General features: G+C 69.6%; 27 protein-coding genes and 1 pseudogene. 16 read left to right on the top strand and 12 right to left on the bottom strand.

Features of this window, described 5'->3' with window-relative positions:
• Positions 1-9: 9 nt before the first annotated feature.
• Both IE260_RS33825 and IE260_RS33830 read right to left on the bottom strand, forming a co-directional pair.
• Complete coding sequence (locus tag IE260_RS33825; RefSeq protein ID WP_189878908.1) at positions 10-756, bottom strand: CbtA family protein; 747 nt, start codon at positions 754-756, stop codon at positions 10-12.
• Positions 757-770: 14 nt separating this feature from the next.
• Positions 771-983, bottom strand: a complete 213-nt coding sequence (locus IE260_RS33830; RefSeq protein WP_189878910.1) for a CbtB domain-containing protein — start codon at positions 981-983, stop codon at positions 771-773.
• Between the two features lie 239 nt (positions 984-1222).
• Here IE260_RS33830 and IE260_RS33835 point away from each other — a divergent pair, with 239 nt between their 5' ends.
• Positions 1223-1795: a histidine phosphatase family protein gene (locus IE260_RS33835; protein ID WP_189878912.1), complete on the top strand. Its 573-nt coding sequence runs from the start codon at positions 1223-1225 to the stop codon at positions 1793-1795.
• A 399-nt stretch (positions 1796-2194) separates the two neighbouring features.
• Here IE260_RS33835 and IE260_RS33840 read toward each other — a convergent pair whose 3' ends face one another.
• The 10 genes and pseudogenes from IE260_RS33840 to IE260_RS33885 form a co-directional block, all read right to left on the bottom strand.
• On the bottom strand, positions 2195-2620 hold the full coding sequence (locus IE260_RS33840) for a hypothetical protein (RefSeq protein WP_189878915.1): 426 nt from the start codon (positions 2618-2620) through the stop codon (positions 2195-2197).
• A gap of 48 nt (positions 2621-2668) precedes the next feature.
• Entirely contained in the window at positions 2669-3352 is a 684-nt protein-coding gene (locus IE260_RS33845; protein ID WP_189878917.1) for a hypothetical protein, read from the bottom strand.
• Positions 3353-4545: 1193 nt separating this feature from the next.
• Positions 4546-4920 carry a fic family toxin-antitoxin system, toxin component gene (locus IE260_RS33850; protein WP_189878920.1) on the bottom strand — a complete coding sequence of 125 codons (375 nt, stop codon included), beginning with the start codon at positions 4918-4920 and terminating at the stop codon, positions 4546-4548.
• A 14-nt stretch (positions 4921-4934) separates the two neighbouring features.
• Entirely contained in the window at positions 4935-5168 is a 234-nt protein-coding gene (locus tag IE260_RS33855) for a hypothetical protein (RefSeq protein ID WP_189878922.1), read from the bottom strand.
• A gap of 359 nt (positions 5169-5527) precedes the next feature.
• Positions 5528-6844 (bottom strand): annotated as a pseudogene (gene dnaB, locus IE260_RS33860) (replicative DNA helicase); the annotation flags it as partial.
• A gap of 142 nt (positions 6845-6986) precedes the next feature.
• The gene (locus IE260_RS42100; RefSeq protein WP_229881560.1) at positions 6987-8042 is read right to left on the bottom strand and encodes a hypothetical protein; all 1056 of its coding nucleotides are present in this window, start codon (positions 8040-8042) and stop codon (positions 6987-6989) included.
• A gap of 438 nt (positions 8043-8480) precedes the next feature.
• Positions 8481-8795, bottom strand: a complete 315-nt coding sequence (locus tag IE260_RS33870; protein ID WP_308434718.1) for a helix-turn-helix domain-containing protein — start codon at positions 8793-8795, stop codon at positions 8481-8483.
• 197 nt (positions 8796-8992) lie between these two features.
• A complete protein-coding gene (locus IE260_RS33875) occupies positions 8993-10225 on the bottom strand; it encodes an NsdA family TPR-like regulatory protein (RefSeq protein WP_189878926.1) in 1233 nt (410 codons plus the stop codon).
• Between the two features lie 235 nt (positions 10226-10460).
• On the bottom strand, positions 10461-11171 hold the full coding sequence (locus tag IE260_RS33880) for a P-loop nucleotide/nucleoside kinase family protein (protein WP_189878927.1): 711 nt from the start codon (positions 11169-11171) through the stop codon (positions 10461-10463).
• A complete protein-coding gene (locus tag IE260_RS33885) occupies positions 11168-11926 on the bottom strand; it encodes a GntR family transcriptional regulator (RefSeq protein WP_189878928.1) in 759 nt (252 codons plus the stop codon). The genes IE260_RS33880 and IE260_RS33885 overlap by 4 nt, the downstream gene beginning before the upstream one ends.
• 342 nt (positions 11927-12268) lie before the next feature.
• Between IE260_RS33885 and IE260_RS33890 the strand changes: the two genes are divergently transcribed.
• The 15 genes from IE260_RS33890 (at position 12269) to IE260_RS42110 (ending at position 24124) form a co-directional block, all read left to right on the top strand.
• The gene (locus tag IE260_RS33890; protein WP_189878929.1) at positions 12269-12976 is read left to right on the top strand and encodes a hypothetical protein; all 708 of its coding nucleotides are present in this window, start codon (positions 12269-12271) and stop codon (positions 12974-12976) included.
• A 109-nt stretch (positions 12977-13085) separates the two neighbouring features.
• On the top strand, positions 13086-13247 hold the full coding sequence (locus IE260_RS33895; RefSeq protein WP_189878930.1) for a hypothetical protein: 162 nt from the start codon (positions 13086-13088) through the stop codon (positions 13245-13247).
• A gap of 190 nt (positions 13248-13437) precedes the next feature.
• The gene (locus IE260_RS33900; protein ID WP_189878931.1) at positions 13438-13779 is read left to right on the top strand and encodes a hypothetical protein; all 342 of its coding nucleotides are present in this window, start codon (positions 13438-13440) and stop codon (positions 13777-13779) included.
• Positions 13776-14069 carry a hypothetical protein gene (locus IE260_RS33905; RefSeq protein ID WP_229881566.1) on the top strand — a complete coding sequence of 98 codons (294 nt, stop codon included), beginning with the start codon at positions 13776-13778 and terminating at the stop codon, positions 14067-14069. Before IE260_RS33900 ends, IE260_RS33905 begins: the two co-directional genes overlap by 4 nt.
• Before the next feature lie 161 nt (positions 14070-14230).
• A complete protein-coding gene (locus IE260_RS33910) occupies positions 14231-14632 on the top strand; it encodes a hypothetical protein (protein WP_189878932.1) in 402 nt (133 codons plus the stop codon).
• Positions 14632-14835 (top strand): hypothetical protein, encoded by a 204-nt coding sequence (locus tag IE260_RS33915; RefSeq protein WP_189878933.1) that lies wholly within the window; start codon positions 14632-14634, stop codon positions 14833-14835. Before IE260_RS33910 ends, IE260_RS33915 begins: the two co-directional genes overlap by 1 nt.
• Complete coding sequence (locus tag IE260_RS33920; protein ID WP_189878934.1) at positions 14828-15001, top strand: hypothetical protein; 174 nt, start codon at positions 14828-14830, stop codon at positions 14999-15001. The genes IE260_RS33915 and IE260_RS33920 overlap by 8 nt, the downstream gene beginning before the upstream one ends.
• Positions 15002-15195: 194 nt before the next feature.
• The gene (locus IE260_RS33925; RefSeq protein WP_189878935.1) at positions 15196-15510 is read left to right on the top strand and encodes a WhiB family transcriptional regulator; all 315 of its coding nucleotides are present in this window, start codon (positions 15196-15198) and stop codon (positions 15508-15510) included.
• A gap of 101 nt (positions 15511-15611) precedes the next feature.
• The gene (locus IE260_RS42105; RefSeq protein ID WP_229881569.1) at positions 15612-15971 is read left to right on the top strand and encodes a hypothetical protein; all 360 of its coding nucleotides are present in this window, start codon (positions 15612-15614) and stop codon (positions 15969-15971) included.
• A gap of 231 nt (positions 15972-16202) precedes the next feature.
• A complete protein-coding gene (locus IE260_RS33935) occupies positions 16203-17930 on the top strand; it encodes a DUF2637 domain-containing protein (protein ID WP_189878936.1) in 1728 nt (575 codons plus the stop codon).
• 158 nt (positions 17931-18088) lie between these two features.
• Positions 18089-18598, top strand: coding sequence for a hypothetical protein (locus IE260_RS33940; protein ID WP_189878938.1), 510 nt, complete (start codon positions 18089-18091; stop codon positions 18596-18598).
• A gap of 11 nt (positions 18599-18609) precedes the next feature.
• Positions 18610-18816 carry a hypothetical protein gene (locus tag IE260_RS33945; protein ID WP_189878940.1) on the top strand — a complete coding sequence of 69 codons (207 nt, stop codon included), beginning with the start codon at positions 18610-18612 and terminating at the stop codon, positions 18814-18816.
• A gap of 121 nt (positions 18817-18937) precedes the next feature.
• Positions 18938-21049, top strand: a complete 2112-nt coding sequence (locus tag IE260_RS33950; protein ID WP_189878942.1) for a hypothetical protein — start codon at positions 18938-18940, stop codon at positions 21047-21049.
• A 14-nt stretch (positions 21050-21063) separates the two neighbouring features.
• The gene (locus IE260_RS33955; protein ID WP_189878944.1) at positions 21064-21468 is read left to right on the top strand and encodes a hypothetical protein; all 405 of its coding nucleotides are present in this window, start codon (positions 21064-21066) and stop codon (positions 21466-21468) included.
• A 190-nt stretch (positions 21469-21658) separates the two neighbouring features.
• Positions 21659-24124: a DNA translocase FtsK gene (locus tag IE260_RS42110; protein ID WP_229881573.1), complete on the top strand. Its 2466-nt coding sequence runs from the start codon at positions 21659-21661 to the stop codon at positions 24122-24124.
• Positions 24125-24138 lie beyond the last annotated feature (14 nt).

The raw sequence follows: 24138 nt of genomic DNA on the forward strand, positions 1-24138 counted from the left end.
TGTGACGGCTCAGGCGGCCAGTGTCGGAACCCGACCGCGTGCCGGCCGCGGTTCGAGGAGGCGCTCGGCCATGAAGCCGAACAGGAGCCCGAACGCCGACCACAGCACGGCTTGGACCCCGATGGAAGCCAAGCGGAACTCCCACAGGTCGGCGGCCGGGAAGCCCTTGGGGGGGGCGTCCCCAGACGGCAGTACGGTCATCGCCATCGCGACCACTGCCACGAAAGCCACCCCGGCGCCGATGGAGGCGTTCCAGTTGCCCCACGCGGGGGCGAGCCTCCGTCCCAGCAGAAGGGCGGCGATCCCCAGCAGGACGCTCAGGACGATCATCAGCAGGAAGAGGATGGTGCGTTCGCCGATGGTGTCCGGGTTGCCGGCGGCGGGCGGGTTCGCGGGGTACTTCAGGATCGGCACCAGGTAGACGAGGAGGAACCCGGCGAGCGCGGTCAGCGCCGCGGTCGCCCGCGCGCCGAACTGACCAATGCGGCCCAGCGCGAAGCAGAACGCGAGCGTTGCGATCCCGCCGATGGCGATGCCAAAGACGAGGATGCCGGTGGCGAGCCCGGCCGTCGACTGCAGGGACCGGCTGACGAGTTCCTCGCCGCCGTGTTCATGGGAGTTGGCCTCTTCGAAGGCGATGGCGGCGTTCACTGGGCCTTCGCCGACCAGGTAGGCGAAGACGAGGGCGAGCACGCTGGCAGCGAGGCCGGCGAGCATGCCAAGCACCAGGAGGGTGCGTACGGTGACGGAGTTCATGGGTAAGGACTCCGTCAGTGGCAGGGGAAGCCGAGAAGGTGGCGTGCGTCGTGTACCCACTTGTGAACGCCCCCACCGGCGATCACTGCGGTGGCGCCCTGCTCAGCGCCAACGAAATACAGCAGGACCAGCATCAGGACGCCGAAGAAGACGGCCCAGGGGGCGAGCGCCCGCAGCGACAGCGGCGTGACGGTCTGGGTGGTAGGGGCGGCAGTGGACTGCGCCATAGTGAGACCTCCTCGGGAACAACGCGTCCCGCATCGTGTGGAGCACTCGACGACGGCGTTGGGTCTGACTCACCACCCTCGCCTGGCTGGAGGGGTGGCACACAGTGGCGCGACCGTGCCGGGCTTGCACCGGACTTCCGTGGCGCCGTCGTCCTTGTCGCCCCAGAGCGTAGGGGCAATAGGCTCTCCGGCCAACATGGCGTACGCCACTCCTATGGACCCCAGGGAAAGAGGCTTTCATGACGGTCCGGCTCACGCTGGTGTGCGCCGCCGCACCCGTAGAGCATGACGTGCGCTTCGGCGACACACCCCTCGACGCGCGGGCACTGCGGGAGGCGCGAGCAGTCGCCGGAGCCCTGCCCACGGCCGCCGCCTGGTACACGGCGCCTTCGCAACGGTGCAAACAGACGGTGCGCGCCCTGGGCTGGGACGCTGTCGCCGTGGAACCGGAGCTGCGGGACATGGACATGGGCAGTTGGCAGGGCCGGACACTCGGCGAGATCGCGGCCAGTGACGGGGCCGGGCTGGCTGCCTGGATGTCGCATCCAGAAGCGACCCCGCACGGTGGCGAGTCCGTGGCGGACGTGTGCAACCGCACCGCCGCCTGGCTGGACAACCTGCCGGCCGCTGCAGGGCGGGTACTAGCCGTTGTCGAACAGGCCGTAGCGCGCGCCGCGGTGGTACACGTGTTGGGAGCACCGCACGGATCGTTTTGGCATATCGACGTGCCACCGCTGTCCTCGTTGCAGCTGACCGGCCGGGACGGGCGCTGGAATGTACGGATAGGTACCGTTCTCACCGCTTCCCCGTAACCATGGGTCGATTACCGGCGACAACCCACGTTGTCGGATGCATCCGCACCTGCGGGTTCAGCGCTGTCCATGCCACGCATGTGCTCGGTTCTTCGACCAGTACGACCGCGATCGCCAGTCGGTGTCCCACCTCCCAGAACCGCTCCAGTTGCCGTCGTGCAGCAGCGTGCCGACACCTCTGCGGCTGTGTTCCGGGATGCACTGCGATGACGTCCAGCACGGCAATGCGCCTGGTGATCTCCTCGTGGCTTGGCTAGGAACCGGACATACTGTCCGGATCAGAGGCGTTGCTTCGGCGCGCTGAGGGTGGCGTTTGCTGGGTATAGTGCCAGCACAACCTCTTACTCAGGCACAGGGGCCCCGCCGAAGCATCGGCGGGGCCCCTGTTTTTTGTTCGACTCAGGCGACCTGGAGTTTGGGCTGTCCGGCAGCGGTGGGCGGGACCGCGCGGTAGGCGGGCAGTTTGAGGTTGCAGAGGTCACCGGCCTTGATACTCGCGATTGCGCCTCGGAATGCGGCCTCCATGTCCTGATGGCTGGCGTACTTCGCGGCCAAGGGGTGGAGGCGGTAGGAGTTGCCCTTGCCGCGGTTGCCGTCCTCGTTCTTCGGGCGCAGGACGATGTTCAGCTCGCACAGGGGTGCGATGAGGTTGCTGATGGCCTGGGGAGTGACGCGGTACTCGGTGGCCATGTCCTTCTGTCGTACGGGGAGGTGGCCTCCGAAGTCGCTACGGTAGAGCAAGTACTGGAGGAACTTGACCGTGGCCCCGGAGACGGGCAGGGCCCAGATGCGTTCGGACACGACCGGTGACATGACCTCAGCCATGGTTATCCCTTCCTCGTGTAGGCCTGCGGACCGGTTTGTGAATGGGTATCACCCTGTACGCCTTCCCCGTCCATGGTGCGGATTCTGGGTGAAGTCGAGCTCCAGCTCCTGTTGGTGGACGTCGGGGCCGATGCCGTGGGGGAAGGCTTCGGCGTCGTGTCCGTGCTGGACAGCGATCTGCTCGAGAACGGCGTGCTGGGCGTTGCTGTTGCCGTGGAACCACAGGCGGACGTTCAGCTGGATCAGGCCGTTACCGAGTTGCTCGACCCACTTGTAGCCGACCAGTGCCCTGATGGCACGGTTGACCGTGGAGCGAGTGATGCGCTTCCCGCCCTTCTTCTTGGCGAGCTCGTTGAGGCCGTCTGTGATCTCTTGCTGGGTGTATCGGGCGATACCGGTGCCGCGCTCTTGTCCTCCGGCTACCCAGAGGAAGACGCACAACTGGGACTTGGTGATGGAGTTGGCGACGGCGAGCTGTGCGAGCAGCTGCGTGAACCAGTTGGAGGCCAGGCTGTAGCCTGCACCGCCGGCCATGTCGTGGACGGCCGTGTGGTCGGGCTCGTACTCGAAGGAGACGTTCTTCAGTTTGCGGCGGCTGCGGGGGTCGGCTGTCTGGGCGGCTTCGCCGAGTTGCTCTCCGAGGACCTGCAGGAGGTCGTCGAAGCCCGTGTCGTCCGATGTGGTGTCAGGGATGGCTCGGGGCCGTCGGCGTGCTGGTGGATCGGCAGTCACAGGACCTCCTTTGTACTCAGGCGGTCCAGAGACTATCCGAAAACTCAAGCTCTCTTTGTCTTTTGGAGCAGCGGCACGCCGAGTGGCGCTGCAGAGAGCCTCTGCCATGCACAGGGGGTCAAAAAATCAACCACAACTTGACTTTCCTCGTCGTTCGGCAGCGAGAATCAAGCACTGATTGACTTTCCGTGCCGCAATAGCGACACATCCTCTACCTCTCCAGCTCTCCTCCCTACCCCGCCCGGACGCTCGGTCCAGGCTCCTGACCTGCAGCGTTACCGACCCCGACACCTATCGAGAAAAGTCAACCGCAGCTTGATTTCCAGTACCGAACGTGTCGGCCACGTTGACATTCTCCACCCGCAAACGTGCTCCCCAGGACACCTCCGATACCATAAAACCGCAGGTCAGAGCCCCAAACCCGTGCGCTGCTCTTACTAAAGAGGCGTAGCCGGATCAACTCTGCACGTGCATGCACAAGCCCACCCGATGGAACTCTGAGAACCGGCGCGGAGTGTTGACAACTGCCCGAACCGACTACCAACCCATCACGGCCTGCACCACAGAACGTCAGCCCCTACGGTGAGTGCGGTACACACCTGCGAGCGGAGGTACCTGAACCACCTACTTTCCTCAGCCACGCTTCCCATGTTTTGCTCGTCACTGCGGCCACCACCCGAGACGCGGGACCGCTGTTGCTGTCCACTCGCTGCAGAACACGATGGCGCCGCACGCGAAGCGAGCCCAGCCAGTGATGAGTCAGTCCTGGGGCAGGGACAAGAAGCCCAACTTGCCTCGCTCACAGCCGAACACTCACCCGCATTCGGGTCTGGCAGATGACTCCGGGCCAGCGGACTGCCTCTACTTCGTGGGATGCCTCCGACCAAACACCACAGGTCCCGGCGGCATCGCCGAAGGACGCAAGGCCTCGGTCGAACGCAGGCACCGCCATCCGGCTCCTGGTTCTGTATACCGCCGCCCAGACCCGCCTGACGGTCGCCTCGGATTTCCGAGGACGGCGGACTTCACCTGGACCAAGTCGCCGCGCACGCCGAACTGCTGATCACTGCCGACTGGCTCGCCGAAGCCGCCCCACCACGGGAGGAAGAGTGCGAGGACAGCTCACCGAGCACATCCTGCCCCCTGCCCTAACACCCCGGAACCGTCGCGACGGCGCTGGGAGGAGCTCGGCCTCAGCGGCGCTCAGTCCACTCCTTCAGTATGTCGGCCAAAGCCCGTACGTCGACGCTCCCCGCTGTCACCTGCTCTGTCAGGTCGGCGGCGTCCTTGGCGGTGAACTGCACTGGACGGCCGCTGGCGTGCAGATAGCCAGCTGCGACCGTGACGCCGTAAAGGGCGTTGCTGTGTTCCAGCGCCGGGACCCGGCACAGCGAGTGGAACAGGGCGGCGGCCCGGTGGTGAGGCTGGTCGTAGACGAGGCCGTCCATCACCCGGTAGCAGTGCCGGGCGCGGGCAGCCTCCAGCGCTCCCCAGTCCGTCACGTCAGGGTCGCCCAGCTGCGTGCGGGCGAGCTCCAGCAGCCATGGAAGATCTATGGTCAGGTCCACTGTGGGCGGCCCGCCTACGCAGCGGTTGCGCTGGGCCCGGGCTCAGGGCCGAACCTGCGGGCGAACTCCTCGCGCATCCCGGGGACCGCCAGGAACTGGGCGCAGCCCTCAAGGAACCTTGCTTTGCTCAGCTCCTGTGCCAGAACACGTCCGGCGTACACCGTCGGGTCCTCGTGCCGCTCGTGTGCCTCGCGTTCCAGCTGCTCGTACTGCTCGTCATCGATCTCGATGCGGATCTCCCTCGCCATGCCACCCACGGTAGCCGGGCCGAGCCCCCGAGGGGGAGGCTTGTGGATAGTGCACCGGAAGGCTAGCCCACGATCCCCGTCGCATGGCTCATGCGGCGCGGCCAGATCCTGTTCAGGCTCACGACCATGGTCTCGTCCGGCCGGAGACAGGAATCGACCGCCGGGGCGGCGGTCGGTCGCCTCGTCGAGGATCCGGTTCATGGGGGCTTCCGCCCAGAGGCAGGCCATCTGGTGGAAGGACAAGCCGAGTGTGTCACTCAGATGGTGCCAGCGTTTGGCTGGCGGCAACGGTCTGCGGTCCGACGGGGTGGAGGCGGGCTGAGCGCGGTGGCGTGGGCGTCACTTCATGGTCGTCCTCCTCAGGTCTGGGCCATGTCGACGAAACGGGAGTAGTGGCCTTGGAAGGCGACGGTGATGGTGGCAGTGGGTCCGTTGCGGTGCTTGCCGATGATGAGTTCTCCTTCGCCGGCGCGGGGGGACTCTTTCTCGTAGGCGTCCTCGCGGTGCAGCAGGACGACGACGTCGGCGTCGTTCTCGATGGCGCCGGACTCGCGCAGGTCGGAGACCATCGGGCGTTTGTCCTGGCGCTGTTCGGGGCCGCGGTTGAGTTGGGAGAGGGCGATCACCGGCACGTGCATCTCCTTGGCCAGGAGCTTCAGGCCTCGGGAGATGGCGGCGACGTCCTCCTGCCGGGAGGCGCTGCGGCGGCTGCCGGTGGGGGTGATGAGCTGGAGGTAGTCGATGAGGACCAGGTCCAGGCCGTCGCGGGCGGCGATGCGGCGGGTGCGGGTGCGGATGTCGGTGAGCGTCAGGCCCGGGGAGTCGTCGACGTGCAGGCGGGCGGCGCCGATGTCGGGCAGGCGGCGGCCGATGCGTGCCCAGTCGTCGTCGGTGACGGTGCCGCCGCGCACGTGGTGCAGGCCGACCCGGGCCTCGGCGGAGACGACCCGCATGCCGATCTCGTCCTCGCTCATCTCCAGGGAGAACAGGGCGACGCTGCGGCCGTGCTGGATCGCGGCGGCGCGGGCGAAGTCGAGGGCGACCGTGGACTTGCCCATGGCGGGTCGGCCGGCGAGGACGATGAGCTGCCCCGGCTGCCAGCCCTTCGTCAGGGAGTCCAGGTCGGTGAACCCGGTGGGCACGCCGGTGATTTCGTCCTCGTCGCGGGCGCCCATCTGGTCCACGACGCGTTCGACGATGGAGGCGATGCCGCTGCCGGGGTCGCTGGCGGCGCGTTCCTCGGTGACCGCGTACATCTCGCCCTGGGCGGTGTTGACGATCTCGTCGAGATCGCCTTCGCCTGCGTAGCCGAGCTGGGCGATGCGGGTGCCGGCTTCGACGAGGCGGCGCAGTACCGCCTGCTCGTGGACGATCTCGGCGTAGTACGCGGCGTTGGCCGCCGTCGGCACCGCCTGCACCAGGGTGTGGAGGTAGGAGGCGCCGCCCACGCGGTTGAGGTCGCCGCGCCGGGTCAGCTCGGCCGCGACCGTGATGGGGTCGGCGGGTTCTCCGGCCCCGTACAGCTCCACGATCGCGGCGTAGATCGTCTCGTGGGCGGGCTTGTAGAAGTCCCGGCCTTTGACGATCTCGGACACCTCGCCGATGGCGTCCTTCGACAGCAGCATGCCGCCCAGTACGGACTGCTCGGCTTCCAGGTCCTGCGGCGGCCGACGGTCCAGGTCCTCGCGCGCCGTGTGCTGCCGAGGCAGCTCGGCAGCAGCACTTACGGTGGTTTCCAACGGATCTCCTCGAGGGTCCGTCGACGCCCTGGGCAGGCAGGTCAAACCACGCCCCTGGGCGCCGTCTCGTCGTCGGTGGTCAGCAGCCCTTGGAACGGCTGTGTAGCGCGGCGATCAGCGATGCGGTGTCGATGCGTGAGGCACCGTCACGTCGGGGCCGGGCCTCGCGGGCACACTCCGGGCAGTCCCCGACGGGGAACGCATTGCCGTGTCCCGGCTTGCGGCACACTTCCTTGCCCCCGGCGGTGGTGGCGCGGGGACGAGCCTGGGCCGTGACCACGCTGAACAGCCGCAGATCCGCGATCCACCGGGGCAGCACGTGCGCGAACGACTTCGCACCCACGGTATTGCGCAGCAGGTCCTGCTCCAGCAGCTGGCGGTCCACCTCGTGGATGCTCGGCCAGCCTTGCTCACGCATGACTTTCAGCAGCTGCGGCGCGTTCTTGGCCGCGGTCGAACGGCCGGCCTGCCATGGCGCCTTCATCGTCTGCAGGAAGACCTCAGCCGCCTGAACGTCCTGGAGAGAGAACTCCTCCCCCTCCCTCTGTGACGGAAGCGGCCTCGATGCCCTCGTGAGGGGGTTGGGGGAGGAGGAGTCCTCCTCCCCCTCCGGGGGGTGTGGGGGGGAAGCCATTCCGCTTCCCGGAACCCGGGAAGCGTCCTGACCTGCGGGAACTCGACGTTTGACGCTTCCCGGAACGCCGGATCCGTTGTTAACGCTTCCGGCGTTCCGGGAAGCGTTCTGACCTGAGGTTTTGTCGGCTTCCCCGAACAACGGATCCGGCGTTCCGGGAAGCGTCGCGACCTGCGGTTTTACCTCCGCTTGATCCTCGGTGTCGGCAGCCGGGGACCAGTCGGGATTCCATGTCGGGTTGTCGTATACCTCGTACACGACCGGCCCCTTGCGACCGGGCAGAGTCGGGTGAGGAAGCTGTTGGCGACGCACGTAACCGGCCTCCATGAGCCGGCCGAAAGAGTCATAGACAGCGTTCTTCCCGACCAGCTCACGCGCGTTCTTCGCCGACCGGATCCCCCGGTCCTTCAGCTGCTCCCACACGGTGGTCGGCGTCGAGTGCACACCCGACGCCAGGTTGAACATCACCTGGAGCAGCACGACGTAGTCGAGGGCATGCACAAGATCCGACCCGACCCCCATGTGCCGGGGCACAGAGACCCCACTCGCAGGAGCCTTGGCCTGCCGGATTTGTCCTGAAGGATCTACATGCGGAGTGCCTCTGTCGGCGGCCGGAGTAACCGGCGTGATGCTGACCGAGGGCGGCTGGTGCTGGCTGCGCAAAGGGAAACATCTCCCCAAGTAGGGGAGCCGTGACCAGCGAATGTGACCTAGTGGGGCCCCGGAGTAGTGGCGTTGCGCTATCTATTGCGCATACTCTTGGGTATAGGTGACCACGCGGGCCCTGGGCCCACGGGCATCACCCGGCAGACGAGGTCACCTCGCTGCTCACGACTCGGTGCTTTTGGAAGGGCGCGAGTCGATCGCTAGGAAGCGGTCCCTGTTGTGGCGACGGGGGCCGCTTCGGCGTTTCTACGGGGGGCGGCTGGCGAGACGCACTCAGGACGCCTCCGTTAGTTCAGATCCTTCAGCGGCCTCGGGAAAGCGTTCAGCCCAGCCCTTGAGCAGCCGAAGGTAGGCAGCGCGATGGCGTGGACGAGGCATCGACTGCCCGTTCTCCCACCGCAGGAACGCCATGCGATGCACGCCGAACGCTTGGGCGACTTCCTCCTGAGTGAGACCAGACGCCTTGCGGAGCCTGGCCCGCACCTCAGGGGAAGGGAGAACCTCAGCGCGTCGGCTGAGTAGGTCGTCTACGGCTTGGAATAGCTCGGTCATCACTCCCCCTCTCCACGTGTGATCGAAACTGTACATGGATTGCTACGCTGCTTGGTGCGTTTGAGGTTGTGTCAGCCTCTCGGGTGGGTGCTGAGCCCCCGTTCCTCCGCCAGGCGCTGGCGGCTTTCGCTGTTTTCAATCTCCCGCGAATCAGTGCAACGTCCGAAGTGCCCGAAATGTCGAGTTTGTATGACGGTAAGTGCGCAGCGATGTGCCTATCTCGCGGGAGGGCGTCATTGGCCACCTCGCAGTTCGCGAAGATGGACGACGAATTCCCGTGCCTCCGGAGCGTGAGCGTAGTGGGACTGGAGGGCCTGGCCGAGGTCGGAGGCGACCATCGCGAGGGACGGCAGTGACTTCCGATCCCCGTCGAGGGCCCGCTCGCCGTAGGCCAAGGCCGTGTCGAGGTCGCCTTCACGCGCCGCAACCACGCCGAGCGTGACGCGGGCTTCGGCGATCCGCATGGGCGAGCGCTCCGTCCCGTCAAAGTCGGTGCCAGCCCGGATGACTTCGTGCGCCAGCTGCTCCGCGAGCCGGTTCTCGCCCGCCTTCCGCAGCGCGTCCATACGATAGAAGTCGTACTTCCCGGGGTCCACCACGAAGTGGTTTTCAATGTTCTCCGGATACGGGAGGCGTTCCAAGATCTGACGCCCTAGATCGAGCGCAACCTCCGTCTGCGACCTGTCCCCCAGCCGCGCCCACGCCTTCGCCTTCTGCGCATACAACTGTGCAGCGACGCTCTCGTTCGGCGCCACGACGATGCCGGCCTCCGCAGCCGCGATGACGCCGCGATAGTCGCCCCGGGTGAGGGCGAACCAGGCGCGCATCTCATGCGCCCAGCCCTGGACGCTCAGGTCACCGGCCTCCTGGCCGAGCATGAGCGCGGCCTGCCGGGTCGCTTCGGCGTCCCGAGGGCGGCCAGAGTCGTACTCCACGCAGCCGACTAGGAGCGAAAGTTTCCCGGCGAGCGCGATGAGTTCACGGTGCTGGGCGAGGTTGACGCGTTGGTGCTGGAGGCCTACGACGCGTGCGAGCCACGCCTTGCCTTCCATGAGCAACTGGTCGGCCGGCATGTACGCATACTCGCAACACAGCCGGTCGGCCGTGATCCGCAGCGCGTCCAGGGTCGCGACGTCCACGTCGGACGCCCGCAGCCGGGCGATGATGTCCACGGTGTCCATGCCGCTGACCTGCAAAACCTCCGCGCGGCCGTCGCGGCGGCTCCGCTCGGGGAAGAAGGCGCCCGTGGTTGTGCCGAAGGTCTGGGCGATTACCGACCGATACTTCGTCGGCTGAGCCTCACCGGCCTCCCATCTCTTCCACTGGCGCAGTAGGTCCTGCTCGCTCACGACCTGGTCCTCGGGAAGACGAGCCATCAAGGCGCGCACCGCGTCGGCTTGCGACCAGTCACGCGCCGCGCGTTCCTCCACCATCCGGCGAGCCCAGGCAGGACGCTCATCAGTCATCGCGATCCCTTATTCCCGTACGGTCCAGCGGCGCAGCGCGCCCCGACAGGGCGATGCCCGCGGAGCGGAAGTTGGCCCTTCTGTGGCCGAGGATGGCACGGTCCCTTGATCGCGCGGAGGTGACAAGTGGCGGTGACATTCCGGATGTCACCGGCCGATGTCACTTTCCGCAGCCGCAAGATCCGAGCACGGTCATGGTCAACGAGTGCCTGGTGCTGCGCGTGGGAGGTAGGGGTCAATGCGGGCCGCCATCCATGGAAGGACGTGCACGGCGGAGCGCGGCCAGCACGTTCTCCGGGTGACCGTCGTACACGATGTGCGGCTCATCATCGGTCGGCGGGTAGAAGCGGCCGGCGTGCCTGAGCAGATCCTCCTCGCTGAACTCGATGCTGTTCGGGTCGATCAGCGACTGCTCATTGCGCTTCCGGATTCGGTCCCAGCGCACCTCGTGCGGCACGGGCAAGTAGATGAGAACGGGATCGCCGCCGGCCTCCATCACGGTCGCTGCCCAGTGGGCCCTCTCCTCTGGAGTCCAAAAACCGTGGTCGACCACAGTGTCGCGTCCAGCCGCCAGGAGTTCTTGAAGCTCAAGGGCGATGTCTTTGAGTACGGGCGCCTCCCGAACTCTGAACTCCCCACGGGGGAAATCCCTGCCGTAGTGGCCGTAACGGCGGAACATCTCCTCGTCAGGGCACAGGCGCCAGAACCCGGCCTCCTCCAAGGCGCGGGCGAGGGTCGTCTTGCCGGAGCCCTGGAGACCGGCCATGAGAATCGCGCGAGGCGCGGCGCCCGGTCGGCCGGAGAAAGCGGCGGAGATACGCGTGATCTCGAATCGTCCTTCCAACGTGAGGGTGTCAGTGTGCTCGGCTCGAAGGAGCTGGCTGAGGCGGTCCTCGAGGCAGGAGACGAGCGTGTCGTCGAGAACGTCGACGTTCTGCGCGGTCACCGCAGCACCTCTGACGTCGTGCGACGGGTGCGGCCCGGGGCGCCCAGGTCCACGCCGTACTCCAACAGCTCCCCGTCGGCATCCAGGAAGCGCGCGGTCAGCACAAGGATCGCCGCGACGGTGTCGGCCTCCAGCTCCAGGAGCTCAAGGTCGCGTTCCGTTGCGATGCGAGCAGTCTCCTCATCCACGCGTTTCACGACGTGCCGCCCGGTAGCCCGAGCGATCAAGTCGAGTGACAACCCGCCCTTGAGTCGCTCGCTCCGCGCCAACTCGGGGACGGCCTGGGCGAACTCCGCTGGGATCCATGACGTGGAGTGGGAGACGATGCCATGACCGTCCCGGTAGACACGGATACGGCGAATCACGTCGTCACCAGGCGAAATGCCCAGCACGGCAGCGACGTCTTCGGGAGCCTCGACTATGCCGGCGGTGTGGCCGGACGACTTCTCGCCGACGCCCCACGACGACTGGGTTTTGCTGCTGCGGTCGTGGCGCTCCGCCCCGGAGGACAGCGAGATGGGGCGCGCCATCACCTCTGTGCCGACGCCCGGGATGCCCTGCACGAGCTTCTCTTCGCGCAACAGCCGCATGGCCCGGTCCGCAGTGGCTGTGCTGACCTTCCACTCGGTCGACAGAGTCTTGATGCTGGGCAGGAGGTCGCCAGGCGAGAGCTCCCCAGAGCTGATCAGGTCGCGGTAGTAGCCCGCGATCCGCGCGTACGGCGGCCGATTGTCGGCTCTGGGCGGCCCTGCCATGTGCCTTCGCCTCCTTCAAATTCCCTCTGGGTGCATCACTATACCGCTTGACACCTGAGGTTACCTGATGCAACCTGATGTACGTAAGGCGTCGGTGACCCTCCGGGAGCACCGAGTAGGCACCACCGCAGAAAACAGCAGGAGTCACTGCCTCTTCGGGGCGGCGGCAGTGGGGTGAGCCGAGCTCCCCCGGCCTAGGCGCCTGTACCGAATAGCTCCACCTGATTCACCTCGAACAGCGCTCGCTGCGCTGTCTGCCCGCCAGGACCCACCTGCCGAAAGGCCGGCCTGGCGCGGCAGAGAAGGCAGCACCCGCACCCGATCCCACGTCAGGAGGACTCGATGCCCCGCAAGCGTCCCGGCCGCGTCCGGACCAAGAACACCAACCGTCGTGCGCCGTTACTGCTCAGCACCATGGCCCCGGAGGACTTCAACGTCCGGCCCGGCGAAGTGAAGACGATCGCCTGCCCCGACTGCCGCACCTGGCGCCGGATCATGGGCGACACCGTCCTCAAGATCCGCGAGCACTGCATCTCCGACAAGGTCGCGGACGGCGAGAAGCACGTCACCTGCCCCGGCAGTAACCAGCTCGTGGTCATCGACATCGACGTCCGCCGCTGGCAGGCCCGCCAGAACCGGCTGCTGCGAGACGCGATGCCGCAGGAGAACCGGCGCGCGGCCCGCCAGTTCTACAAGCCGCTCCCGGCCCCGGCTGCCCCGGTCGCCCGTATCCACGCGGGGGTCACGCTGGAGACGGCCCGGCGGGCGTACCTCGCCCACCTCGAGGAATGCGTGCGATGCGGCACCGGCCAGCACTGCACGCACGGAGGCGCCCTCGCCCACCGCTACGTCCTCGTACGCAATGAGGAGCCCGCTCGCCGCGAGGCGCGCAAGCAGACGGCGCCAGATGCCCGCAAGGCGCAGTGGACCCAGCGCGGCGGCACGACGGTGGAGACGGCGAACAATCAGTGCCGTCCCCGCCAGGACGGCACGGTCTCCGAGTTCCGTGGCCCCCAGGTTCCGACCGCGCCGCTGCGCATTAACGCCTGACTTCCACACCGCGACGATCGACCACGGACCCGGCCGCCCCGCATTCAACGGAGCGGCCGGGTCCGTGGCTGCTCGTACGCCATTGCCCCGACGACCGAAGGAGGACGTCATGCCCGCACCGAAGGATCCCCGTACTCCGCAGCAGCGCATCACCGACCAGCTGGCGGCCGCCCACCGGCAGCTGACCCGTGAGGGCCTGTCCCGCTCACAGCGGGCCAGGATCGCGGACCGCATCCACGACTTGAAAGAGCAGCAGGCCGCCCTGTCCTAGACCTGACGCAGCTTGCGCTGCCCGCCGTACACCGCCCGGCCCTCGCGGTCTGGATGGTGTGCGCCGGAGCGCGCAGGACGCACGCCCCGCCGCCGAAGCGCGGGGCCCAATATGCGACGAACCCCCAGGGATTGCGCCCCTGGGGGTTCTTGTGTCGCAAGCGCCCCTTCCACAGAAAGGGACACCCCTCATGACCATCATGGCTGACGTCCCTGCGGCCGTCACCCGCCCGCCGTTACCGCGGCGACCGGTCCCGCACGAGCGGACCCCCGACCGGCCTACCCCGGCCGGTCCCCGACCGCACCCGCGGCAGTCCGCCACCCGCCCCGACACTGCCGCCCGGCAGCTGCTCGATGCGCTGTACCGCGAGCACGCGCCGATGGCCGCGCGGGTCGCGGCTGGCGCGCTGAGGGCCCGCCGTCACGCGGTCGACCACTACCGCCTGGCCCGTGTCCGGCGCGAGGAGGTCACCGACTACACCGACGATCTCGCCCTCGCCCACCTCGCCCGCCTGATCGGAGCCGCAGCGTGATCCCCAGCGTCATCGCCCTGCCCAGCGCCGCTGACGAGATCGGCCCCCGCCGTCCCGGCGCGATCTACCAGAACGTGGACGGGCGCTTCGAGGTCCTGGCAGTCGTCACGGACCCGAGGGAGGCAGCGACGCTGCTGCGCCGCGACTGTGCCCGGTGGGCGGTCATCGTCCGCGACACCCTCCGTCCCGATGGCCAGCCGTTCGCGGTCGGGTCGGTGTGGACGACGTCCGACTACCTGATCCGACCCGCGAAGACGGCCGCCTCGTCCGCGTTCGCGTCGGCCGCCTGACGATCCGCCACGGTCCCTCTCCCACCCCACCAGAGCGTCGGGGGTGGGAGACGGGCCGTGGCTGGCCGTCCGGCCAGTCACAAGGCGACAGCCCCGGAAGGTCAGAGCTCCGGGGCTGTCCGGTCAAAACGGATTCGGAGATCCCTATGACCACGGCGATCATGACACGAGCCGCTGTCCATACGACAGTGGCCGCAGCCAACCCCGTCCTCGCGCATCGCCAGCTCGGTGACCTCCTGGCGCGCCTGGTGCGCGAGGCCGACGCCCGGGTACCGGACGGCCGGCGGGCACGCCGCACGCATCAGGAGATGATGCCCGGCTACGAACGGCAGCCGGTGCTCACCCTGCACCGGCCGGTGATGGCGGACGACTCCTGCCCCCTGTGCGGCAAGTGGACCTGCGACCCAAGCAACTGCCCGCCCGCATCCGCAGCCCCCGCGCCCGCCACGGCGGGCACCGGGATGCAGTGCGAGGTGTGTGGCGGATGGTTCGGTGTCGCCCCGGCATCGTCCGGCCCGGCCACGGCCTGGACGTGCGGCGCGTGCCAAGCCCTCGGGCTCTGATGCCCCACCTCATACAGGCGGCCCGGGCAGCACAGCACCGCGCAGCCCGGGCCGCCGCCAGCATCGGCGCCGGCCACCCCCTGACCCGCCTGCTGCTCACCGCCGCAGCGGTGGCCGCGACAGCGGCGTGGGACGCGGGACACCGCGTCGCCGACCTCCACCAGCCCCGCCGGCACAACGAGAAACGAGCAACGCGTGCCTGACGACCTGTACCAGCGCTACCAGGCAGCGCATCGCGCTCACCAGACGCACAGCACCGACTGCACCCACTGCACGGACCGCGTCCGCTGCCCCGAAGGGCAGCGACTGTGGGCGGCGTTCGAGCGGCTGCAAGACGCCTACCTCAAACGCCAGCGCAACACCCGCTGAGCCACCCCGCTCAGCCGACATCGCCACCTCTGTCGGTTGCCTGCCCCGCCCGTCCCGGCCCCGCCTTCGTGGTGGTGGCCGGTACGGGCGCGGGCCAGGGGAGCCGCACAGCGCGCATCCACCCCCATCACGCGCACAGCCCCAGGGTCGCACCCCTGGGGCTGTCTCCTGCAAGGACCTTCTGGGAGGCCCTGATGCATCGCTCGTCCATCGTACGCACCAACTACGCCCCCTCCGCCGATCTGCCGGTCAACACCGACTGGCGCGGCCGCGGCGCGTGCCGCGAGGAGGACCCGGAGCTGTTCTTCCCCGTCGGTAACACCGGCGGGGCCTTCCTGCAGATCGAGGAGGCCAAATCCGTCTGCCGCCGCTGCCCGGTCATTGAGACCTGCCTGCAGTGGGCGCTGGAGACCGGCCAGCAGCACGGCGTGTGGGGCGGGTTGAGCGAGGACGACCGCCGCCGGATGAAGAGGCGCATCGCCCGCAACCGTGCCCGCACCACTGCGTGATCCGCTCTGGCGGCTGCCTGATCCGCCCGCACCGGCTCCGGCCGGTACGGGCGGTGAAGGGGAGCCGGACAGCCCGGACTCGACAGTCGAGGGAGGCCCCTATGGCCACGACGATGACCCCGATCCAGCCCGGTACGGAAGCCACCGCCGCCGCACTCGCGGACTTCATCTTCGGCAGCGACATCCCGCCGATCGACCCCGACGACTACGCCGGCAGCTGGCGCACCACCCTCCACGTCATCGCGGAGGAGTGGGTGGGCGAGGGCCGCTTCGAGCGGCACGCCGCCCGTACCGCGACCGTGCTCAACGAGCTGGTCGCCACGCAGAAGCTGTTCGGCGTCGGCTCGCCCGAGGCGCTTGCCGTAGGCACCAGGCTCCAGCCGCTGATCGACCGGTGCCGCCACTTCGGCATCACCACCGCTGACCTCCGCCGGCACGGCGCGCAGTTCCCCGTGACCTGACGTCGCGCCCGCCCGGCGGGAGCCGCACCCAGTTTCGCGCCCGCCCCGCGCCGTTTCGCGAGACCGGCCGCCCGCCTCCCGGGCCGCCGGCCTTTCCGTGCGCGCGGAGCGGGTAGAGCCGGTGCCGGTTTCGCGATCAACCGACCGCCGCTTCGGGAACGCACCGCCGCGTTTCGGGAGCAGCCCCCGCCGTTTCGCGCACGCCCTGAACACCCCCTTCCGGAGGCCCTCATGACGATCACCGACTGGCCGCAGACCGCGGCTGAACCCGACCCCGAGACGGCGTCACCGGCCGCCGTTTCGGGAACGCCCAAGCCGGTTTCGCGGACGCCCGGCTCCGTTTCGGATGCGCCGGAGTTCGTTTCGGAGACGGAAAGCGGAACCGGAACGGAGGACTCCCCGGCGAAGCTGACCGGCAGCCAGAAGTGGACGGCTGGAGCGATCGTCATCGCCGCGCTCGCCCTCGCGGGCATCGGCCTGTACCTGTCCTTCGAGCACGTCGCCCAGTTCGCCTTCAAGGAGCTGCGCTTCGGCTCGCTGGGCAAGGGCCAGCTGTTCGCGGTCGGCGTCGACGTCGGCATCATGGTGATGATCGCCGTTGACCTGCTGATGGCCTGGCTCAAGCGCCCCATCAGCTGGATCCGCTACCCGGTGTGGCTGCTGACGGCCGCGACCGTCGTCCTCAACGCCGCGTCCGGCGCCCCGGAGGGGGCCTGGAAGCTGCTGGACTACGTTGCCGCCGGCGCCCACGGCGTCGTGCCGGTCCTCTTCATCATGGTGGTGGAGCTGGGCCGCACCTCCATCGACCGTGTCGTCCGGCCTGACCAGGCGGAACGGGACTCGATCCCGTGGCTGCGGTGGATCCTTGCCCCGGTCGCGACGGCCCGGATCTTCCGCCGGATGCGGCTGTGGGGCGTCACCTCCTACCCGGAGATGATCCGCCGTGACCAGCAGCTCATCGCCTACGAGCAGTGGCTCAAGCGCAAGTACCAGGGCGACATCTCCCAGGCCAGCGAGGACGAGCTGCTGCCGATGAAGATGGCCCCCTACGGCTACACCGTCGACCAGGCCCTGGCCATGCCCGATGAGCAGGAGCAGGCAGCCCAGGAGCGCGAGGAGGAAGCCGAGCGCCGACGCCTGGACGCAGAAACGCGCAGCGAGGTCGCCAAGGCGGAGTCCGAAGCCGAGCGCCTGCGCGCCAAGGGCAAGGTCGAGGCGGTCCGCGCCGAGGTCGACGGCCAGACCGGCCAGGCCCGCGCCCACGCCCGAGCCCAGGTCAGCGCCGCAGAGCGGGCCGCCGCACTGGAGCAGGAAGCGCTGGACCAGGCCGTCATCGCCGAAGCCCGCGCCCGTGAGGCGGAGGCGGAGCGCAAGGAGGCCGACGAGCGCGAGGCCAAGGCCGCCGCCGACCTCCGCGCAGCGGAACTGGAGCGCCAGGCAGCCCAGAAGCGGAAGGAAGCGAAGGAGGCCGACCGGGTCGCCGCGGCGGAGGCCCAGGCGATCGAGACCCAGACCATCGCCGAAGCCCGCAAGGCCACTGCCGAAGCCAACCGGCGTGCTGCCGAAACGGAGAACGCCACCGCCGAAACGCAGCGCGCCACCGCCGAAGCCAACCGCAAGAAGGCTGAGGAGGAGCGCCTTCGGGAGGTCGCCCTCGCCGACGCCGCACGCGCCAGGAAGGAAGCCGCCGAAGCCGAGAAGGCCGCCGCCGAAACACGGCGGGCTGCTGCCGAAATCGAGCGGCGCGCAGTCGAAGCCGAGGACGCCGCGAAGCTCAAGCCGCGCGAGCGCGCGGTCCGCAAGGTCGCCCGGATGATCCTCGAGGCCGGCGGCGACGCCAGCCGGCTGCCGCTCGCCGACATCCAGCGCGCACTGGATGTCTCCTCCCCCGGCACCGCCTCCGAGTACCGCCAGGAGGCCGCCGACCTGCTCGCCGACGGCTACCGCCCCGGGCAGTGACCTGCACAAACCTCCGTGAACCGCTGTCTCGACGGTTCCGCCGGCCCCCGAGCTGCTGCTGACAACTCGGGGACGCGGCGAAGGCGCCGTAGACGCCACCCGCAGCTTTCCACCGATCCGGATCGCCCCACCACCCCCTCTAGAGGAGAAAACCCCTGATGAGCAAGGACATTGCCACCCGCGTCACCACGGGCGTGCAGGCACTGGCGCTGCCCGGGCAGCGCGAGGGCTGGCAGGCCCAGCACCGCGGCTCCCTGCTGAACGACGCCCAGACCTACGACGCCCTCGCCGACGCCATCCAGGCCGACCTCAAGGCCCGCCGCCTGGACGGTGACCTGCCCTGGGGCATCTCGGCTGCGGCCCGGGCCCGTAAGCGGGTCAAGCCCCTGCGGGACGCCGCGAAGGCCATGCGGCAGGCCGCCAAGGCCATCAACGGCACGGTCGCCGCCTACGAGGAGACCCAGCCCGAGGTGGTCATGCGCCGCCGCGAGGACAAGGCCCTGCGCAAGGCGCAGCGCAAGCAGCAGCTCGGGGCCGCCGCCCACAACTCCGCGCAGGCCACGCTCAAGCGGCTTGCCCCGGCCGACGGCGACGACGCGCCGGCGGGCGAGGCCAAGCTGCTGGGTGACTTCTTCGGCCCGACCAACCGGCAGCAGCGGGGCGCCTGATGGCGCCGCAGATGTCCCCGAAGAAGGCGGCCCACTGGCAGGCCAGATTCGAACAGGCCCGCGCCGCCGGGGAGCGGGGCCCGGAGGAGTTCTTCCGGGCCTGGCTCGACCTGGTGAAGGTCTCCGCGATCCAGAAGGTCCGCCGCAGCGGTGATCACGCCACCTTCAACGCGCTGTCGGCGGAGCTGGAACGTCTCTACCGGAATCACTGCCAGTAATCGTCATCGTCATCATCATCACCGCCAGAAAGAGGGTTGACGGGGGTCCCAACCACGCGTACGCGTACGCGTGCGAGACAGCCCCCTCCCGCTACTGGCAGTCATCAGGAAGGGAGGGCACGTGTCCGACGACGACAGCCCGGACAACGTGCGCCATCTGCCCCGGATCGGGGCCGGGCCGCCCCCGCCCGTCCCGCCGTCACCGGCCCTCGACGGCGACGGGGACGGCCCCGACGAGGGGCCCGGGACTGTTCGAATTTCCGCGTTCGACGCCCCCCAAGTGCCCTACGCCCCGCAGTCCGCCGACAGTGTTCCGGCGGCCCTGCGCAGCGACGGCCTGGACGGCACGCGGCCGGTCCCGGACGCCGGCCCGCCCCGCACCGGGGCGCTGTCGCTGGCGGCGATCCTCGCGATCGCGCTGGCCGCGTTCGAGGGTCTGCAGACCTGGATCCAGGAGTCCGGCCCTCGCCGCGCGGAGGCCTCCGCGCACCAGCGGGAGCTGGAACTGCTGGCCGCGAAAGCGAACGCGGACGCCACCCGGCACCGCGCGGAAACCGACCGCGAGAACGCACGATCCCGCCGCGTCCCCTCCAGCCACGAATACGGCCGCAGCGCCCTTGGGCGCGGCTCCGGCGGCTCAGGAAGGGGCGGAGGCGGCATCGGTGCGGGCCGGTCGGTAACGGGCCGCACCGGGCCGTTCAGCGGCTCCACGCAGCAGCGTTCCCCCGGGCCCGGCGGCCGGATGAACAACGGATCCGGCCGGTCGGGGACCGGCCGGAACGGAAGCGGTTCGTCGGCCGGCGGAACAGGCTCCGGCCGAAACGGCGGCGGCTCAAGCCGAAACGGCGGCTCGCCGGGCCGAAGTGACGCCTCGTGGAGGCGAAACGGCGGGGCGGGCAGCCGAAACAGCGGCTCCGGCGGCTCTGGCAGCAGAGGCACCGGGAGTCCTGGGGGGTCGGGCAGCGGGCGTGGGGATACGGCCAGCGCAGGATCGGGACGCCGCACGGCCCGCCAGACCATCGCCGACTGGTGGGGCAAGGGCAAGAAGACGTCCGGCGGATCCGGCTCCACACCGGGAGCGAAGAACTCCGGCGGTGACGCGGACAAGAGAGCCGCGGTCCGGGAAGCGGCCAAGAGGACGCGGTCCGGACCGACGTTCTGGGACACGGCAGGTGACCGGGCCAAGGACCGCTGGAAGCGCCGGCCCGGCACCGACACCGGCGGCACGGCCGCGGGCGGCGCCCGGGACACCAGCAAGGCCCCGAGGACGGGCAACGACGGCTGGACGGCACCCGGTGACCGAGTCGGTTTCCGTGACGCGGTCTTCGACGCCATGGCCGACCGCTGGAAGAAGCGCCGCGAGCGCTGGTCGGCCAACGGCGGGCCCCGCCCTCGCAGGCCGGGCACCCCCGGCTCGTCGGACTCCAGGCGTAAGAAGGAAGACCGTCCCGGACCGTCCGAGAGCTCCAGGCCGTCCGGCCGTCCCGGGCAGTCCGCCGGCACGGGCCCGACCGGTCCCGACACCGATGCCGGGCCGGGGTTCGGGCAAGCCAGGTCCTCTCCGTTCGACGCCGACACCGGCCCGAGCGTGACGATCACCGTGGAGCAGGTGGACCCGCCCGGCGCACACGCCAAGCGCTGGGAACCGGACGCGATCGGCCCGCCCCAGCCAGCACTGCCCCGCCAGGGCCCGCCCCCACTTCCCCGGGCCCCGCAGCGCCCGGCCGGGCCACGGCCCGGCACCACTCGCAGAAAGGAACCCATCCCTATGCCCCCTGTCCCCGCGAGGAACGCCAGCGTCCCGGCGCCGGTCGCCGCATCGGTGCCGGCGCCGAGCGGCATGTCCGCCCAGCACGCCACCGAGATCACCCTCGACGACGCCCTGAAGGCACTCACCCTGCTGACCACCGCGGGCATGGAAACCCACGACGAGTGCGCCGACCTGGCCAAGCAGGCACGCCGCCTGCTTGGCGAGCTGGAAACGATGGCGCAGGACCTGGCCGTCGCGCACAACGTCACCGGGCCCCGCACCCTGCGCGCCGCCGCGACGCTGATCGAGACCGTGGCGCAGCTGGTCGTCCAGTCCGAGCGCATGGCCCGGGCCGCCCTCGACGCCGCCGAAACCGCCGAGGCCGAGGAGACGGCGATGGCGCGGGACTACCGGCCCACCCAGGCCGCCACCGCCGACGCCGGCCTCGCCACACCCAGCGCCCGCATCCACAACGAGAACTGACACAAGGAGAACCCGTGGGGGAGATCGCACCCGCCATCGGCGCGGACGGCGCCAACAACGGCTACACCGCGCTCGTCACCAAGTTCACCGCGCTGCAGAATGCCGCAGCCGGACTGCTCGAGGAAGCCGAGCACCTGGCGCAGCGTATGCGGGCCAACGCCGACGCCGCCGTCACCGTCGCGGACCTGTGCGCGGCCGCCCAGGTCGATTCCCGTCACGTCGCTGCCATCGCCGACGTCAGCGCCGCCTTCGGCCGGGTCGTCGGAGGCTGCAAGCGCCTGATGGGCGCGGCCGACGCGATGCACACCGCCGCCCGCCACCTCAAGACCGAGCACCAGGCCGAATACGGCGGCGTGCACGCCGCCGCCACCGCGTCCAAGGCGCGGCAGGCCCTGCCGGGCTTCTACCGGCAGACCTGACCACCGCAAACGCACCCATCCGCGGGGCCGCATCCGATCACCGGATGCGGCCCCGCCGCATGGCCCGCCCTTCTGACATCCGCCACTGGCCACGCCGGACGCCGAATCGCCCCGGGCGGTACGGCGTCCAGCACGACCAGCGGAACCACCCACCCACCCACCAGCAGCAGCACGGAAGGAAGCGTCACCGATGAGCAAGATGCCCCTGCGGGCGAAAGCAGAGATGGCCGCCTACGGGGCATCCGCTGCCGCCCTCACCTACGTGCCCTCCATGGAGTCGCTGCCCGCGCACGCCACCGCCGCCGCCGTCAGCGGCTCGTGTGTGTGGTGGCTGTACCGGAAGGCCAAGACCCGCGACTTCCGCCGCACGATCCGCACCGCCCAGCGCGTCCTCGGACCGGTCACCGGCGGCGCCGTCTACGCGACCGCCGCCATCGTGCCCGGCCGCCCCTGGTGGGAGCCGGTCGCCGCGCTTGGCTGGGGCGCGATGATGTCGGCCGCGCTGCCCATCACCCGCTCCACCTGGACGGCACCGGCCGACGACACGGCCCTCTACCCGCCCGGCTTCCGCGGCCTGGTCATGCGCCTGTGGGACGACGCCGAAGTCGCCCCGGAGACGCGGCTGGACAACATCGAGCAGACGATCTCCCCCGCGCATCCCGACTTCACCGCCGACATCGTCGCCCCCGCCGGCAGGCCCGTTCCGCGGATCGAACTGGTCGCCGCGGCCGCCGCCTTCGGCGTCCCCGTCGGCTGCGTCACCGTAGACGAGATCCCTGGTGTCGGCCCGGGCCGCATGCGGCTCACCGTCGCCCCGACCAGCCGCCGCGGCGGCGGCAGCATCCAAGACATGTGGGCGGACAAGGTGGCCCGCCCGGACGGCGCCATCCCCGGCAGCGAGATCGTCCGCGTGGAGAGCTTCCCCGCCACTGGTGACCTGCCCGCCCGCGGCATGGTCCTCGCCCAGGTCGAAGCCGGCAAGCTCGCCCGCATCAACCACGCGCAACTCTGCTCCGCCTTCGGCGTCCAGCCCGAGGAACTGCGCCTGATCGCGGAAGCTCGCGGCCGCGAGGCCCTGGTGACGCTGTACGAGTCGGCGCCCCTGAAGGGGAGCCGCCGCGCCACTCGGGAGCTGCTCACCCTCGACGCGTACGGCCGGTACACGATCGGCACCGCCCACGACGGCAGCGACGCCAAGGTTCACATGCAGAGTGCCGCGGGCACTCTCCACGGGTTCCTCGTCGGCATCACCGGCTCCGGCAAGACCGTCGCCCTGGCCCTGATGTGCGCGGCGTGGGCGCTGGCCGGTCTGGCAACCTGGGTGACCTCCGCACGTCCCGACGCGCAGATGAGTGCCGTCGGCCGGCACATCGACCGCCAGGACGCGGGGCCTGTCTTCACCTGGTGGATGCTCAAGGCCGCCATCGCCCTGATGGACATCCGCGGCACCATCAATGCCGAGGTCGGCCACGACTTCTCCGCACACTCCCCCTACCCCGGGCTGACTCTGGTCCTCGACGAGTTCAACTCCCTCGTCGGCGACGAGATCCTCGGCGACGACATCGCCCACATGACCGACGTCCTCGCCCGCGAGGGCCGCAAGTTCGGCATCGGCATCGTCTTCGCCGGCCAGTCCCTCAACCTGTCCAAGCTCGGCGGCGAAGCCTCCCTGCGTGACCAGGTTCAGGGCGGCATCGGCATCGTCCTGCGCATCGCCGCCTCGTCCGGCGGCATCGCCGCCCGGCAAGCAACCGGCGGACTCGCCGGGGACACCGACCTGGCCGACATCCCCGACCGGTTCAACGCACGCACCTCGCTCATGGACCGGATGCAAGGTGTCATCGACGACGCGCCCGGCGAGACCACCCAGGGCGTCGGCCACACCGTCACCGGGTCTGCGGCGACCATGATGCGCACCCTCTACGTGCACCTGCCCAAGGACGGCTCCCCCGACGGGCTGGACGAAATCTTCCCGGAGGGCGGCGGCATCAACACGCTCACCGACCGGGAGATCGAGGCCCTGACCGAGCTGGGGCTGTGGCACGACTGGACGACGCCGCCGCCCACCGGCAAGGACAGCGACAGCGACAGCCGGGACGACTTCGCAGGCTACGGAGCAGCGGACATCGGCTCGTTCTCCCCGCCCCCGGTCCCGGCAGCCAAGCCGAAGAAGCGGACCGTCAAGCAGCAGGTCCTCGCCGTCGTCACGGGCGAGATGACAGCCAAGGAGATCCGCGAGCGGGTCGACGCGGCCGCCGGCACCGTCCGCAACACGCTCAGTGACCTGGTCACGGAAGGCAGGCTCGTCCAGGTCGACCACGGCGTCTACGCCCCCGCCGGCCACCAGGCCGGCGCTGCGGCCGACAGCCAGGATCCGCAGCCCGGCCCGGGCCAGCTGCCCGACGGCGTCGACGGCGGGCTCGTTGTCCAGGCCGCCGACCTCATCATCAGCAGCCAGTTCGGATCAACGTCGATGCTCCAGCGCAAGCTGCGCGTCGGCTTCGCCCTCGCCGGCCGCCTCATGGACGCCCTGGAACACCGCGGCATCGTCGGCCCCGCCGACGGCAGCAAAGCACGCGACGTCCTGGTCGCCCCGGAAGCCCAGGACGACGTGCTGCGGGAACTGCGCGCCGACTTCACCCTCGTCGACGACTGACAACCCCCTCGCCA

Source organism: Streptomyces viridiviolaceus (genome assembly GCF_014650995.1).
Classification (GTDB): domain Bacteria; phylum Actinomycetota; class Actinomycetes; order Streptomycetales; family Streptomycetaceae; genus Streptomyces; species Streptomyces viridiviolaceus.

Coding starts and splice junctions, on each gene's coding strand:
- IE260_RS33825 (WP_189878908.1), bottom strand. CDS start 756: ATGAACTCCGTCACCGTACGCACCCTCCTGGTGCTTGGCATGCTCGCC.
- IE260_RS33890 (WP_189878929.1), top strand. CDS start 12,269: ATGCCCCGCAAGCGTCCCGGCCGCGTCCGGACCAAGAACACCAACCGT.
- IE260_RS33875 (WP_189878926.1), bottom strand. CDS start 10,225: ATGACTGATGAGCGTCCTGCCTGGGCTCGCCGGATGGTGGAGGAACGC.
- IE260_RS33925 (WP_189878935.1), top strand. CDS start 15,196: ATGCATCGCTCGTCCATCGTACGCACCAACTACGCCCCCTCCGCCGAT.
- IE260_RS33830 (WP_189878910.1), bottom strand. CDS start 983: ATGGCGCAGTCCACTGCCGCCCCTACCACCCAGACCGTCACGCCGCTG.
- IE260_RS33885 (WP_189878928.1), bottom strand. CDS start 11,926: ATGGCAGGGCCGCCCAGAGCCGACAATCGGCCGCCGTACGCGCGGATC.
- IE260_RS33840 (WP_189878915.1), bottom strand. CDS start 2,620: ATGGCTGAGGTCATGTCACCGGTCGTGTCCGAACGCATCTGGGCCCTG.
- IE260_RS33895 (WP_189878930.1), top strand. CDS start 13,086: ATGCCCGCACCGAAGGATCCCCGTACTCCGCAGCAGCGCATCACCGAC.
- IE260_RS33915 (WP_189878933.1), top strand. CDS start 14,632: ATGCCCCACCTCATACAGGCGGCCCGGGCAGCACAGCACCGCGCAGCC.
- IE260_RS33855 (WP_189878922.1), bottom strand. CDS start 5,168: ATGGCGAGGGAGATCCGCATCGAGATCGATGACGAGCAGTACGAGCAG.
- IE260_RS33945 (WP_189878940.1), top strand. CDS start 18,610: ATGTCCCCGAAGAAGGCGGCCCACTGGCAGGCCAGATTCGAACAGGCC.
- IE260_RS42105 (WP_229881569.1), top strand. CDS start 15,612: ATGGCCACGACGATGACCCCGATCCAGCCCGGTACGGAAGCCACCGCC.
- IE260_RS33835 (WP_189878912.1), top strand. CDS start 1,223: ATGACGGTCCGGCTCACGCTGGTGTGCGCCGCCGCACCCGTAGAGCAT.
- IE260_RS33910 (WP_189878932.1), top strand. CDS start 14,231: ATGACACGAGCCGCTGTCCATACGACAGTGGCCGCAGCCAACCCCGTC.
- IE260_RS42110 (WP_229881573.1), top strand. CDS start 21,659: ATGAGCAAGATGCCCCTGCGGGCGAAAGCAGAGATGGCCGCCTACGGG.
- IE260_RS33940 (WP_189878938.1), top strand. CDS start 18,089: ATGAGCAAGGACATTGCCACCCGCGTCACCACGGGCGTGCAGGCACTG.
- IE260_RS33870 (WP_308434718.1), bottom strand. CDS start 8,795: ATGTACAGTTTCGATCACACGTGGAGAGGGGGAGTGATGACCGAGCTA.
- IE260_RS33900 (WP_189878931.1), top strand. CDS start 13,438: ATGACCATCATGGCTGACGTCCCTGCGGCCGTCACCCGCCCGCCGTTA.
- IE260_RS33935 (WP_189878936.1), top strand. CDS start 16,203: ATGACGATCACCGACTGGCCGCAGACCGCGGCTGAACCCGACCCCGAG.